At 46.0% G+C, this 13,862-nt stretch carries 11 protein-coding genes and 1 pseudogene; 6 read left to right on the forward strand and 6 right to left on the reverse strand.

Going from position 1 to position 13,862, the window contains the following annotated elements; translation table 11 throughout:
- Positions 1 to 393: transposase (locus tag QUB11_RS09890; protein ID WP_333202511.1), on the forward strand; the 393-nt coding region annotated here is incomplete at its 5' end.
- A gap of 172 nt (positions 394 to 565) precedes the next feature.
- Here the strand turns inward: QUB11_RS09890 and QUB11_RS09895 are convergent.
- Positions 566 to 1,771 (reverse strand): 4-hydroxy-3-methylbut-2-enyl diphosphate reductase, encoded by a 1,206-nt coding sequence (locus QUB11_RS09895; RefSeq protein ID WP_333202513.1) that lies wholly within the window; start codon positions 1,769 to 1,771, stop codon positions 566 to 568.
- Between the two features lie 200 nt (positions 1,772 to 1,971).
- Between QUB11_RS09895 and QUB11_RS09900 the strand changes: the two genes are divergently transcribed.
- On the forward strand, positions 1,972 to 2,361 hold the full coding sequence (locus tag QUB11_RS09900; protein ID WP_333202515.1) for a GxxExxY protein: 390 nt from the start codon (positions 1,972 to 1,974) through the stop codon (positions 2,359 to 2,361).
- Positions 2,362 to 2,524: 163 nt separating this feature from the next.
- Here QUB11_RS09900 and QUB11_RS09905 read toward each other — a convergent pair whose 3' ends face one another.
- Both QUB11_RS09905 and QUB11_RS09910 read right to left on the reverse strand, forming a co-directional pair.
- Positions 2,525 to 3,961 (reverse strand): ammonium transporter, encoded by a 1,437-nt coding sequence (locus QUB11_RS09905; RefSeq protein ID WP_333202517.1) that lies wholly within the window; start codon positions 3,959 to 3,961, stop codon positions 2,525 to 2,527.
- A gap of 576 nt (positions 3,962 to 4,537) precedes the next feature.
- Positions 4,538 to 5,455, reverse strand: coding sequence for an SGNH/GDSL hydrolase family protein (locus tag QUB11_RS09910; RefSeq protein WP_333202519.1), 918 nt, complete (start codon positions 5,453 to 5,455; stop codon positions 4,538 to 4,540).
- Between the two features lie 282 nt (positions 5,456 to 5,737).
- On the opposite strand from QUB11_RS09910, the gene QUB11_RS09915 reads away from it, so the two are divergent.
- The gene (locus QUB11_RS09915) at positions 5,738 to 6,340 is read left to right on the forward strand and encodes an IS607 family transposase (protein WP_333202521.1); all 603 of its coding nucleotides are present in this window, start codon (positions 5,738 to 5,740) and stop codon (positions 6,338 to 6,340) included.
- Between the two features lie 431 nt (positions 6,341 to 6,771).
- Here the strand turns inward: QUB11_RS09915 and QUB11_RS09920 are convergent, their stop codons facing one another.
- Together QUB11_RS09920 and purE are read right to left on the reverse strand one after the other, a co-directional pair.
- Complete coding sequence (locus tag QUB11_RS09920) at positions 6,772 to 8,370, reverse strand: ammonium transporter (protein ID WP_333202523.1); 1,599 nt, start codon at positions 8,368 to 8,370, stop codon at positions 6,772 to 6,774.
- Positions 8,371 to 8,454: 84 nt separating this feature from the next.
- Positions 8,455 to 8,976, reverse strand: a complete 522-nt coding sequence (gene purE / locus QUB11_RS09925; protein WP_333390392.1) for a 5-(carboxyamino)imidazole ribonucleotide mutase — start codon at positions 8,974 to 8,976, stop codon at positions 8,455 to 8,457.
- A 234-nt stretch (positions 8,977 to 9,210) separates the two neighbouring features.
- On the opposite strand from purE, the gene nagA reads away from it, so the two are divergent.
- Positions 9,211 to 10,440, forward strand: coding sequence for an N-acetylglucosamine-6-phosphate deacetylase (gene nagA, locus QUB11_RS09930; protein WP_333390395.1), 1,230 nt, complete (start codon positions 9,211 to 9,213; stop codon positions 10,438 to 10,440).
- A 74-nt stretch (positions 10,441 to 10,514) separates the two neighbouring features.
- On the opposite strand, the gene QUB11_RS09935 is transcribed toward nagA, so the two are convergent.
- Entirely contained in the window at positions 10,515 to 11,246 is a 732-nt protein-coding gene (locus QUB11_RS09935; protein ID WP_333390398.1) for a DUF4058 family protein, read from the reverse strand.
- A gap of 318 nt (positions 11,247 to 11,564) precedes the next feature.
- On the opposite strand from QUB11_RS09935, the gene bchM reads away from it, so the two are divergent.
- Both bchM and QUB11_RS09945 read left to right on the forward strand, forming a co-directional pair.
- Positions 11,565 to 12,251, forward strand: coding sequence for a magnesium protoporphyrin IX methyltransferase (gene bchM, locus QUB11_RS09940; protein ID WP_333202531.1), 687 nt, complete (start codon positions 11,565 to 11,567; stop codon positions 12,249 to 12,251).
- A gap of 322 nt (positions 12,252 to 12,573) precedes the next feature.
- Positions 12,574 to 13,770: pseudogene (locus QUB11_RS09945) on the forward strand (ISAzo13 family transposase).
- The last annotated feature ends 92 nt before the right edge of the window (positions 13,771 to 13,862 follow it).

Consider the following 13,862-nt stretch of genomic DNA (forward strand, 5'->3'; position numbering starts at 1 on the left):
TCTGCTAATTTTTATGCTGTGCTGAAAACTTTTTATGAAGATTTAAAATCCGAGTGGATATTGCAAGGAAATTTAGCAGAAGACTTTAAAGATAAGGGCTGTAAGTTTGTGATAATTTTGGACAACGCTAGTTTTCATAAAAAAGCAGAGACTTTGCAGAAAATAGCGTCAGAGATGCCGAATCTAATCATAGAGTTTTTGCCCAAGTATAGCCCTGACTATAACCTAGTTGAATTAGTATGGCATTCCGCAAAGGAATATGTTGCTAATAGATTATTTGAATCCATTGAAAAACTAGAATCACTGTTACATAAACTTTTAAATGAAGGAGAATTAATTATGAAATGGAACCGAAAGATCAAAAACAAAGGTAACTTAGTTAATGCAGTTTAGATGTCGAACAGCTTAATTGGGGAGAATTAATGGGTTGAAATTAGTTTAACATCAGAATTATATCTTTTTGCGAGCGAGCGTCTCGATCGCACTCGCAAAGAGACACTCGCCCTGCACTGAGAAAATTAACTGAGAAAATTATGATTCCGAGTGCAGTGCCGAAACAATATAATTACACAATCGCAGCCGCTTTCATCGCGAAAATGCGATCGATCGCATCTTCAACAACCTTATCAGGCGTAGAAGCACCCGAAGTCACACCCACCACAATTTTACCATCGGGTAGCCAACCTTCAGCTACGATCAAATCTGCCCCCAAAGGCTTGTGTTCGATCCGATTTCCGGGTAAAATGCGCTCCGCACAATCAATGTGATAAGAAGGAACAGTTTTGTCGATCGCAATTTCCTGCAGATGCGTAGTATTAGAAGAATTAAAACCCCCAATCACCAGCATCAAATCCAACTTTTCCTCAACCAAACTCAACATAGCATCTTGGCGTTCCTGAGTCGCATCGCAGATAGTATTAAAACTCAGAAAATGCTCATTCAAATTCTCCGGCCCGAACTTCCGCATCATCGTTTTTTCAAACAACTTACCAATGTTCTCTGTCTCAGTTTTGAGCATAGTAGTTTGGTTAGCAATACCAACACTTTCCAAATCCACATCGGGGTCAAAACCAGCAGAATAAGCCTTGCTAAATTTAGCAATAAACTCATCGCGGTCGCCCCCATTCAAGATATAATTGCTGACATATTCAGCTTCCTGCCAATTCAATACAATCAAATACTTATCAGCAAAAGAACTCGTAGCAACAGTTTCCTCATGCTTGTATTGACCGTGAATAATCGAAGTATAATTCCTCTTTTTGTGCTTTTCAACAGTATTCCAAACCTTAGAAACCCAAGGACAAGTAGTATCAACAATCTTGCAGCCCTTATCATTAAGCAACTGCATTTCTTGGACACTCGCTCCAAAAGCAGGTAAAATTACCACATCCCCACTATCGACAACCGAAAAATCTTTCTGCCCCTTTTCAACAGCAATAAAACCAACTTCCATATCGCGCAAATGCTGATTCACAGACGGATTATGAATAATCTCATTAGTAATCCAAATCCGTTCCGAGGGGAAATGCTGGCGAGTCTCGTAAGCAATAGCTACAGCGCGTTCCACCCCCCAGCAAAAGCCAAAAGCCTCAGCCAGCCGGATCGTGACTGCGCCGCGTTCCAGCCTGTAATTATTGTCGCGAATTTGCTGGATCAGACTGCTTTGATAAGCTGTCTGCATCACGCCAGCTACCTCAGCTTCGTGTCCGAAACCCTTGCGGTGGTAGTTTTCAGACTGTTGGAGCGATCGTTTAAAAGCTTTAGTATCCATGCGGTATCGAGTAGAAATCTAGGTTAATTACCTTTGATTTTAGAATGCCTGGGGTGCGATCGGGCTTATTGGCTCAGTAGGGAAGAGGGGATATGCTATTTATACGATCGACACATGAGGGGGAAGAAGGAATGAACCGCGAAGACGCGTTCGGCGAAGCCGTTCCCGTAGGGTAGGACGCGAAGGAAGAAGAAAGAGTAATGAGACAATTGGGCGAACAGCTAGAACACTTAGCCTATAGAGTGATTGGGGCGGCTATTGAGGTGCATCGGCTTTTGGGGCCAGGATTTTTAGAATCAGTGTATCAGGAATCCTTAGAAGTTGAATTTCGGATGCGGGGGATACCTTGTCAGCCTAAAAAGCCCGTAGCAATCACCTACAAAGGTCATCAAGTCGGCGAAGGTCAATTAGACTTTATGGTTGGCGATATCCTCATTGTCGAAGTAAAAGCTGTAGAAAAGCTAGCTCCCATCCACGAAGCCCAAGTTATCTCTTATCTTAAAATGACCAAAAACAGCTTGGGCCTTCTGATCAACTTCAACGTTCCCATCCTCAAAGAAGGCATCAAACGGATCATACTCTCATCTTAACCCTTCTTCCTCCTCCTCCTTCCTCTTCCTTCTTCGCGCTCTACCCTACGGGAACGGCTTCGCCGAACGCGCCTTCGCGGTTCGTTAAAAAAAAACTTAAAAAAAGCCTGGAGACCCAGATAACTGAGTCTCTACACGATCGAACTCCCACAGAAAATCAGCTTCAAATCTTCTTAGGCGCAAAAGGAGAACTCGATTCAAACGAACTGAAACCGCCGGCAAAATCCTCACCGTAAGCTTCTTCCCCGTGCAGGTCAATATCCAAACCTTTGTCTTCAGCAGATGATGGCACTCGCAATTCCATAAACTGTTCCAAAATTTTCAGGATCACAAAAGTGCCGACACCCGCAAACACGTAAGTAGCTAGAACGCCTACAAACTGGGTGACGATTAGCCCCGGATTCCCGGCAAACAGCCCGTCATTTCCGGCAGCGTTAACCGCTTTAGTCGCAAATAAGCCAGTCAGAATCGCGCCCACAGTTCCGCCGACGCCGTGAACCGGGAAGGTATCCAAAGAGTCGTCAAATCCCAGCTTAGCTCGGAAACTAACGGCAAAGAAGCAGCAAACCGAAGTAATCGATCCGATCAAAAGCGCTCCCACTGGCAGCACGAATCCAGCCGCAGGTGTGATGCCCACCAATCCCGCGAGGAAACCGCTAGCAATTCCCACTGCTGTCGGTTTGCCTCTGAGCACCCATTCCACAATTGTCCAAGTTAAACCCCCGGCTGCAGCAGAAATCATCGTGGTGACAAAAGCCACTGTTGCTAAAGAACCAGCTCCCAAAGCGCTACCGCCGTTGAAGCCAAACCAGCCGAACCACAGCATCCCAATTCCCAGCAAGACGTAGGGTACGTTGTGAGGGGTGTGGGGCTTGTTCAAGTGGTCTTTGCGAGGCCCGATCATCCAAGCTGCGACAACCGCAGAAACACCGGAACTAATGTGTACGACTGTGCCGCCGGCAAAGTCCAAAGATCCGATCGCCTGCAGCCAGCCTCTACCCCAAACCCAGTGGGCTAAAGGAGAGTAGATGAAGGTAGACCACAGCAGCACGAACCAGAAATAGGTTTTAAATGTTACCCGTTCGACGATCGCCCCGGAAATCAAGGCTGGAGTGATGATGGCGAACATCATTTGGTACACCATGAATACTTGGTGGGGTATTGTCAGTGCGTAGCCGATCGGATCTGGTGTGTCCGCCGTGACGTTGTTCAAGAACATCCAGTCGAAACCGCCGATGAAGCTTTCGATCCCTTGACCAAACCCTTTAGCATCGAGGTTGCTGGCGGTGACATCAAAGGCTAAACTGTACCCCCACAGCGTCCAGGTGACGCCGATCGTTCCCATCATCACCAAGCTCATCATCATGGTGTTGAGGACGTTGCGCGATCGCACCAGTCCCCCGTAGAAAAACGCCAGTCCCGGTGTCATCAGCAATACCAGTGCTGAGGAAACCAACATCCAGGCCGTATCGCCGCTATCGATCGGATTCGGCGCCACCGCAGCAGCGGCACCAGCATCTTGAGCTAAGGCATTGCCGGTCAGCGGCACGCTTAACAGCCACAGCGCGATGATGCCGATCGTTAAACTTTTTTTGATCACGTTAGTTGTACCTTTTCATACTCAGCAATTTTCAGGGAAGACCGAGCCGATTTTAGATGTGAGGATTTTAGATGCAATAGTTATTTGGTTTTAAGTCCCTGTGTTAGCGGAACAAATCTTCAATAGATAATTCCCCAATCCTCAACCCCCCGCCTTCGTATAGCCGGACTCATCTAAATTCGTCCACTATCAATCTAATGGTCTATGCCTTTTGGATTGCACCATTTGTACAAACCGTTATTCTGTATCACCCTATACTAAATAGCTAACTATCATATTTCTTAATCTATCAGTCGATACTTGACATAGCCAGTGATAGCAGAGTAATCGGAGAGGGGGAGAGTTGGGGAGAATAGGACTTCATCCTTTATTTTTCTAACTAATGACTAATAACTCATGACTAATGACTAATGACTAATGACTAATAACTCATGACTAATGACTAATAACTCATGACTAATGACTAATAACTCATGACTAATGACTAATGACTAATAACTAATGACTAATGACTAATGACTAATGACTAATGACTAATGACTAATGACTAATGACTAATGACTAATGACTAATAACTCATGACTCATTTTTCAACTGCATCTGATCGAACAGTTGCAGGGCCGATCGCCAAACCAGATAACCTTGATCGTTAAGGTGCAAGCCGTCTGTGCTGAGTTCAGTTGGCAAATTGCCCTCAGCATCCGCAAACAGCGGGTACAAATCCAGATACAAAACATTTTCCGAACTAGCAATTTCTTTCAGCCGTCGATTTATTGCCCTAATCCGACTGTTAGGAATTGCCAACAGCCGATCGCGATTTTCCCAAGTAGCTTGTTCCCCGCTGTGGGGCAAAATCGACTGCACAACTACTTGTGCTTTGGGGTGAGCCCACCGCAAATCGCGAATAATCTGCCGCTGGTTGTCCAAAATCCCTTCGTCGCTGGCGCCCCGCAACAAATCGTTAATCCCAATCATCACAAAAACAGTATCCGGCGCAGTTCGATCGAACAACTGCAACCGCTTCAGCAAACCCACGGAAGTCTCCCCCGAAATCCCTTGATTCAGCCAAATTCGATCGACTGGTAACAGCTTTGTCGGAAACCACATACTCAGAGAATCCCCAGCCAAAACACTCAGTCTTGAGGGTCGATTCGCCGCCACCGCCTCAGCTTCGCGCCCCAACTGCGTCACCCACTGCTGGTAAGTCCATTTGTGTCGCGGCCCGGGAACAGGCACGTCTAGCACTGCCTTTGCAGAGATCGCCGGTTGGCCAATTTGTTCCTCAACCGCTTCTGCTGTCACCGCATCATTCGCCTGGAAGCTTTCTGTCAAGTTGTGTCCCCGCAGCAGTAGTTGAGCGACTGTAACTATCAGTACCCCGTTCGTCACCAGAGATAGCAAAGCCCAAACCGGAACAGTTTTCGATCGGCTAACTTCCATCCCTAAGAGGGATTTATGAGTTCTACTTCTGCTACCTCCTCCAAACTTCTCCATAAACTCAAGCTATTTGCAGGCCTCACACCGAATAATTTGCACTGATTGCTGCATCAAATTTTACCGCTCAATTAAACCCTCAATTCTTGTAATAATCAAGCACTGTGCTGTGTTGGGCAAGGGCGGCGATGCAGAACTTTGCTTTTTCGCACTACTTTACCATAAAAAATCTGCCTACCAAACTTTCCTGCACATAAATTGGATTTGTCAAAGCTGCCGCACTGCACAAAAATATATCTAAAAGTGATCGAACTTACTCAGTCATGATGCTAAAATCCAAAAATGAAAAAATTAACTATAACTGAAGCAGCCAAAATTAAAGGTGTGAGCGCTTCCACCTTACGCAGGTGGGAAGCCGAAGGCAAGCTAATACCCGAACGCACCGCTAATGGTCACAGACGCTATGACCTAGGTCATCTTCTCGGGTTAAAACCCAACGGAGCTTTAACCATTGCTTACGCTCGGGTTAGCAGTCACAACCAAAAAGATGATTTAGACAGACAAAAACAAGTTTTGGAATTGTTTTGTGCATCTCAGGGCTGGCAATTCCAAATCATTGATGATGTAGGTTCTGGGGTTAATTACAGTAAGCGGGGTTTACAACATCTAATTCGGGCGATCGCAGACAATCAAGTAGAAAGGTTGGTATTAACTCACAAAGACAGACTGCTGAGATTTGGTTCTGAACTAATTTTTAATTTGTGCGAACACTTTGGGACAGAGGTAGTGATTATAAATCAAACCGAGAATGCTAGCTGTGACGAGGATTTAGCTAAAGATATACTAGAAATAATCACTGTTGTCTCCGCCCGCCTTGATGGCAGCAGGAATCCCAAAAACAAGCGCGTCGTTGAAGAACTTAAAGCAATTGCCGGTAAACTCTAATCAATACACCAGTTTGCAAAGTTCGTTAGTTACAGATTCTCAATTCCCAATTACCAATTAGCGGCGCACATCTCATGCAATCGCCAACTACTATATGTAACGTGTTGCATAATAGCGGGATGATTTGGATTTTTTTGGTCGGATGGGCTCTCGAAGCTCGAAGGGGTGTATTTTCACAGCAGGTGGGACACCCCACCATAATCATCCTCAAATTGTGCAATTGTGCAACCCCATATGTCAGCCATTAAAGGTCAATTAAAAATAAAAATATGCCCGCGTTCGCATCGAAGATTGAAACGCGAGCACAACGATAGACAGCCATAAGTTGGCGGGTATTTCAGATTCGGGTTTTTCTGAATAAAGGGGTGAATTAGCTGATAAATAGCTAATTTAGGACACGAAAGCTGAATTGGTCGAGATCTTCGCACGCTCTACAGTTTGGTAGTCTTGCCCCCAGAACCCCCACCATAACCGCCGTAGCTGCTCTCACTTCTGTTATCCAAGCTGGTTTCCTTCACAAACCCGGTGTAAGCTTCCATCCCGTGTTCGCCGATATCCAAACCTTCAGCCTCCTCTAAAGCAGAAACGCGGATACCCAGCAAAGCTTTGAGTGCCAGCCAAAAAATCGTACTCAGCAGCACGGTCATCCCGCCTACAGAGATAATGCCGACCAACTGCGCCCAGAGTTGACCGAAACCTCCGCCCACAAGCAGTCCGGCTGCAGGGCCTGCGGTATATAGTCCAGTTGTAGGCCCGTCAGCAAATAAGCCAACTGCCAGAGTTCCCCAGATCCCGCAGACTAAGTGAACTGAAGTTGCGCCTACAGGGTCGTCAATTTTCAAGTTGTCGAAGAAGGTTACTGCGAAAACTACCAGGATACCGGCGATCGTACCGATAATGGCAGAGTTGGGTATGTTGATCCAAGCGCAGCTCGCTGTTACGCCGACTAAGCCGGCAAGGATGCCGTTGATAATCATCGAAAGGTCGGGTTTGCCAAGGTACAGCCAAGCAGTAATGGTTGCAGCAACTCCCCCGAAGGCCCCGGCGGTGTTGGTGGTGATCGCAATATGGGCGATCGCATTTGGATCGACTGCCATTGTCGAACCGGGATTGAACCCGAACCAACCCAACCACAGAATCAAACAGCCCAGGGTGGCAATGCTCATATTGTGTCCCGGCATCGCCACAGTATCGCCGTCGCGGTACTTGCCGATCCGCGGCCCCAAAAATGCCGCTCCCATCAAAGCAGCCCAACCGCCTACCGAGTGAATCACTGTCGAACCGGCAAAATCGTAGAAGCCTGCGTCTGCCAGCCAGCCGCCGCCCCAAATCCAGTGTCCGGTAATCGGGTAAGCAATTCCTACTAGCAGCAAGCTGAAAATTAAGAATTCAAGGAATTTAATTCGCTCTGCAACGGCTCCAGAAACGATCGTGGCAGCAGTTCCCGCAAAAACTAATTGGAAAAAGAATTTAGCGTTGAGGGGGACTCCCGTCCAGTTAAGCGACTCGAAAATGCCTTGATAAGCGTCTCCTGTGGCGGGGCTGTTGTCAGCTACGTTCCACAGGAAAAATCCGCTGCTGCCGATAAAATTGTTGCCATTGCTGAACATTAAGCCAAAGCCGATCGCCCAATAGGCGATCGTAGCAAGCGCAAAAACAATCAAGTTTTTGGACAGCACGTTGACTGCATTTTTTTGGCGACAAAAACCGGTTTCCAACATACCGAAACCGGCGTTCATAAAGAACACTAGCATCCCCGCCACCATGACCCACATGGTATCCATGCCCACCTTAAGGCTTGCTAATTGTTCCTCGGTGGTTGGCGTAGCAGGGGTTTGGGCTACCGCCGCATATCCCCACACCAAGACGATGATTGCTGCTATTGGTATGCAGGCTTGCCAACTTGGAGTGAGGCGGGAGATCGCCCTTTGTAATTTCTTCAACCTGTTGACTTTCGTAAAAAATTTAGCTGCTGGCAAATTTAAAGTCTCCCGCCTGACTTGTTTCGACTTTTTCTTTCCGACAGTCATTTTAATCACTTTTACCCTCTTTACGGCTAGTAAGCTCAGCAATATTCGGAAAACTTTCCAATCTTACTACAAAAGTTTATTGGATTATTTGTTGAGATTGAGATAGTTATGATAGCCTAGCTCTTCTAGTTGATTTTGTTTTTTCAGTACAGATTCGGACAAAGTTTTGCGGTAATGCAAAACTCGCTCTAGCAATTCTGGCTGATGAGCTGCCAGTATCTGAACTGCCAGCAAGCCAGCATTCTTGGCGTTGCCGATCCCCACTGTGGCTACGGGTATCCCGGCTGGCATTTGCACGATCGAGTACAGTGAATCTAGGCCTTGGAGGTGGCGACTCGGTACGGGCACCCCAATTACGGGCAAGGGGGTTAAAGATGCTACCATACCTGGGAGGTGCGCCGCTCCCCCGGCACCTGCGATAATGACTTTCAAGCCTCGTTGGTGCGCGGTTTGGGCGTATTCCACCATGCGCTCAGGGGTGCGGTGCGCCGAGACGATCGCCACGGAGCAACCAACACTGAATTCTTCGCAAACTGCGATCGCATCTTTCATGGTTGGCAAATCCGAATCGCTACCCATGATAATTCCAACTGTCGGTTGATTCATGCAATTTTCCGATTTCAGATTTCAGATAAATGCTAATTTTAAATGATTGCGTTAACTCAAATTTAGATATTTTGTACCAAAACTGACCCTTAAAAGCAATTTTGCCACAAGCCCCCGTCTGAGCAGCCCTGGAGCCAGCAAAAAGCAAAAAGCTCCCCCTCCTGAGCGACAGCCACCGGACTTATCCGTAGCGAATATTAAATCTAAAATCTAAAATCTAAAATCTAAAATCGGATGACTGAAGCCACAACCCCAACTGCCGCCCCCACAGATATTCTCAATGTTCGCCTCCCCGGTTGCAAGGATTTGCAGATGCTTGCTGTTGACGAAACGGGCATCATTCAAGAAGTTTTGCCGATGGACGCCGTATTTAAACGGATTTGTCCTCCCCATTTGCACGTGCTTGATGTAGCAGGCGATTGGCTTTCTCTGGGCGGTGTTGACTTGCAGATTAACGGCGCCCTGGGTTTTGCTTTTCCCGATTTAGAAAGCAAGCATATTGAAATTTTGCCGAAAATTTGTCAATTTTTGTGGAATCAGGGAGTCGATGCTTTTTTGCCGACTTTGGTGACAACTTCGCTGGATAAGTTTAGGCGATCGCTCTCGACTATAGCTGATTATATCCGCACTGTACAAACCGCCGATCGGGCAACAATTAAACCCAAAACAGCGGAAATTCTTGGCGTTCATCTCGAAGGCCCTTTTCTCAACCCCCAGAAACGAGGAGCTCACCCAGTTGAGTTTTTATTACCGCTAACTATAGAAAATGTCAAGCAAGTTTTAGGAGATTGTGCCGATATTGTCAAAATAATTACTTTAGCGCCGGAGTTAGACAGCACTGGCGAAGTCATTTCCTATTTGCAAAGTTTGGGAATTTCCGTCAGTCTCGGACACTCCCAAGCGACGGCAGAGCAAGCCCAACAAGCATTTGAGCGGGGAGCTTCAATGGTAACTCACGCTTTTAATGCGATGCCGAGTTTGCACCACAGAGAACCGGGTTTGTTGGGAGCGGCGATTGTTTATCCGGGCGTAAAATGCGGTTTAATTGCTGACGGGAAACACGTTTCTCCGACAATGATGGATTTTTTGCTACGCGCTGGTAGGTATCAAAAAGGCGTTTTTTTAGTGAGCGATGCTTTGGCTCCTTTGGGTTTGCCTGACGGTGTTTATCCTTGGGATTCCCGACAAATTGAAGTCAGAAAAGGTACAGCTTGGGTAAGATTAGATTACCACTCGCCCCTGGAATCTGCTACTTTGGCAGGTACAACTCTGCCGCTGTTGGCGGGAGTTCAGAATTTGGTGGAGTGGGGGATTTGCGATGCCGAAAGTGCGATCGCCCTGGCAACTGAATCTCCGAGAAGGGCGATCGCACTTTCGGGAATTATCGGCAATTCGGCAACTCAATTATTGCGCTGGCATTTAAATGAACCGACAAAAGAATTGGCTTGGCATCGGTTGTTTTAAGTGGTTCCATTTAGTTTCCATGCCATTAGTTTCTCGCGCAGTAGAGTTCCTAGTGAGGAGGAAGATTCCTTATGCTAAGCGCTGCTAACAGCAATTCGGTGTTCTCGGCAAGTTCGATCGTAAATATTATTTAATTCCACAGCCAAGCAAATCTCGCCCCGCAGCCACAGCGGTAAAACCGGGAGCTCGCAGCCCACAGCCAGTTTTTCCTGCCAAATATCGAGGCATTGGTTGCCGGATCGCTCGATCGCTCGATAAGCTGTAGCATAGAGTTCAGCGTCGAAGGGCGAAGCGCTTCCTCCAGCCAGACGGGCTAACAATTCATTATGAAGATTTGCCTTCCTTCCCGTCACAACATCAACTATTACCAACCCAATTCCCTGGCGCAAATACGTCTCGCACTTAGAAACAAAAGCACCGCGATGAGTAGAACGATCTTTGTTGGCAGGACTTACTAATTCAATTGCACCGGCTAATACCGGGCCGGCTTCAGTGCTAAAAATACTGACTTGCACCGTTTGGGCCGCAGTTAGAAAAGGCACGCTTTGGGCTGGGGGTGACATCCAATTGTTTGGGAAATCTATTGGCAAACGAATTACCGTCTCTGGACAATCAAACTCCGGTAGAGGTTCCTCAAAAGCTGCTACATCAATTTCAATCCCAAACTGCACGTTGGGCTCGGCAAAGTAATTTGCGGGTAATTTGGCATTCAAATCGGATGCAATGTAAGTCGCCCAGGCGTTGTGAAAGGCGTGCCAGTGACGGCGAACCGACAGCGGCGGGCGGAAATGATCTTGTAGCACCATATTTTTTAAAGTTAGGGCTGATTAAAATTATCGACCGAATGTGCGATCGGCTGAACTCGGTTTTTATGGAATTAGTTTGTCAATTCGGGATTGTTCGAGTTGCGATCGCCCGTATAAGTAAATCTAACTCAATTTAATTGGGTGGGGAGTGTCAATCGATTTTAGATTTTAGATTTTAGATTTTAGATTTAAAATTGAAGAACTTAACCCACTGATAAATCCGGGGGCCCCGGACTAAATTACTTTCGGTCAACAATAACTGTCACTGCAGCTTTATAATATTTAACCGTTGGCAATAACTCAGCAGCAGGCAGATCGATGAATTTGGTAGACGACAAGACTATAGTTAGACAGTATTTTAACTCGACGGGATTCGATCGGTGGCAGCGAATTTACGGCGACGGCAAAGTCAATAAAGTTCAGCTAGACATCCGCACCGGGCACCAGCAAACAGTGGATACAGTGCTCGGCTGGCTAGAAGCTGACGGCAATTTACCGGGGCTTTCTGTCTGCGATGCGGGCTGCGGTGTGGGATCTCTGAGTATTCCTCTGGCTGAGGCTGGGGCGATTGTTTGCGCTAGCGATATCTCTGAAAAGATGGTAGCAGAAGCCTACGCTCGATCGACAGCCGTTCCCGGCAAGCTCTATAACATCTCCTTCGCCGCCCAAGATTTGGAAGCTTTAACGGGCAAATTTCACACTGTCATTTGTTTGGACGTGCTGATCCACTATCCTCAAGATAAGGCTGCGGAAATGATTGCTCACCTAAGTTCGATCGCCCAATCGCGACTAATTATCAGTTTTGCCCCCAAAACTTTAGCACTCACCGCCCTCAAAAAATTTGGCGAACTTTTCCCCGGCCCGAGCAAAACTACCCGCGCTTACCAGCACCGCGAAGCTGATATTATCAAAATCTTAGAAAACAATGGTTTTGTGATTAACAGAACAGCGATGACTAGCACTAGCTTTTACTATTCTCGCTTGCTGGAAGCTGTGCGAAAATAGGGTCAAAATATCGGCAAAAAAGCTAACTTATCATCAGCATAGGGTGCGCCTAGCGCACCTTCCCTTCCCAGAGTTAGGCCAGTAAACATCTCTACTATGCGATTGCTTCGCGGAGGCTCGCAATGACAAGTAAGGCACGCACCGCGCACCTTCTATCTCAACAATTAGATGTTTTTCCCTCTTCCTTCTTCCCTCTTCCTTCTTCCCTCTTCCTTCTTCCTTCTTCCTTCTATCCTTTAGGGAACACCACAGAATGATTGATCCTATAATGACCAAAAGATAATTTCAGTGTGCAGCCTATCTTATGTCTCTAAAATCTATCATGAAACTGACCGAACACGCCAAATCTCTTTACATCAAAACAGCTAAAAAACTCAAGGGGACAGACAGACGACAATTCATGGGATCGGTAGTCAAAGGTTTAGGAATAGGTGGACAAACGTTAGTAGAACGGGAGTTAGGATGGAACAGACGCACCATTCGTAAAGGGATGAAAGAATTGAAAAGTGGTGAGCCAATTGTCGATGGTTTCAAGCGCAGTGGACGAAAGCGGGTTGAAACAAAATTACCCAACTTATTGAAAGATATTAAATCGTTAGTAGACCCACACAGTCAAACTGATCCTAGCTTTAAGAGTACGCGATTATATACACGCATTACTGCCAATGAAGTGCGTAGTCAATTAATTGAACAATTTGGTTATACTGACGAAGAACTACCGAGTACAGAAACAATTCGACGAAGATTGAATGATTTGGGTTATACCTTAAAACGAGTTCTTAAAACTAAGCCTGTCAAAAAAATCCCCGAAACATCAGCCATTTTTGAAGAACTTGGACAAATCAATACAGAAGCTGATAATAACCCTAATACTCTCCGAATCTCCATTGATGCCAAGGCTTCCGTCAAGATTGGAGAATTTGATAGAGGTGGTAAAAATCGGACGCCAACTATTGCATTAGACCATGATTTTTCGACTCAATCAACTGTGATTCCCTATTGCATTTTTCTGCCTGAGTACAATGAGTTATTTTTATTCTTCGTTACTTCTAAGTTGACGGCTGATTGTATAGTTGACTTACTTGAAAGTTGGTGGCAAACTGTCAAACACCGTTTTAGTCACATTCAGAAATTGGTTATTAATCAGGATAATGGCCCGGAAAATCATTCTCGTCGTACTCAGTTTATGAAACGAATTTTAGATTTTTCCCGAAAATCTCAACTGACGTTACAATTGGCTTATTATCCGCCATATAGTAAATATAACCCAGTAGAACGTTGTTTTGGTTGGTTATAAAAGCATTGGAATGGTAGTTTACTTGACACTGTTGAGAGTGTAGTAAATTTCGCCAAAACTCTCACATTTAAGGATAAAAATCCAGTAGTGACATTAGTAGAAAGAATTTACTCCACGGGAGTTAAAATTAACAAGTTAGCTATGGCAGAAATTGAAACCCAGATTAATCGTCTCCCCAATCTTCACAAATGGTTTGTGGAAATTTTCGCTAAACCCACATAGCTATTGGATCATTCTTTTTGTGGAGGTCTCATTACATCCGTTACATCCGTGGAGCGAATCCGTTGCCGAACTTCCTTCTTCCTTCTATCCTT

The organism is Microcoleus sp. B6-A1 (assembly GCF_036705085.1).
In the GTDB taxonomy this organism is placed as follows: Bacteria; Cyanobacteriota; Cyanobacteriia; order Cyanobacteriales; family Microcoleaceae; genus Microcoleus.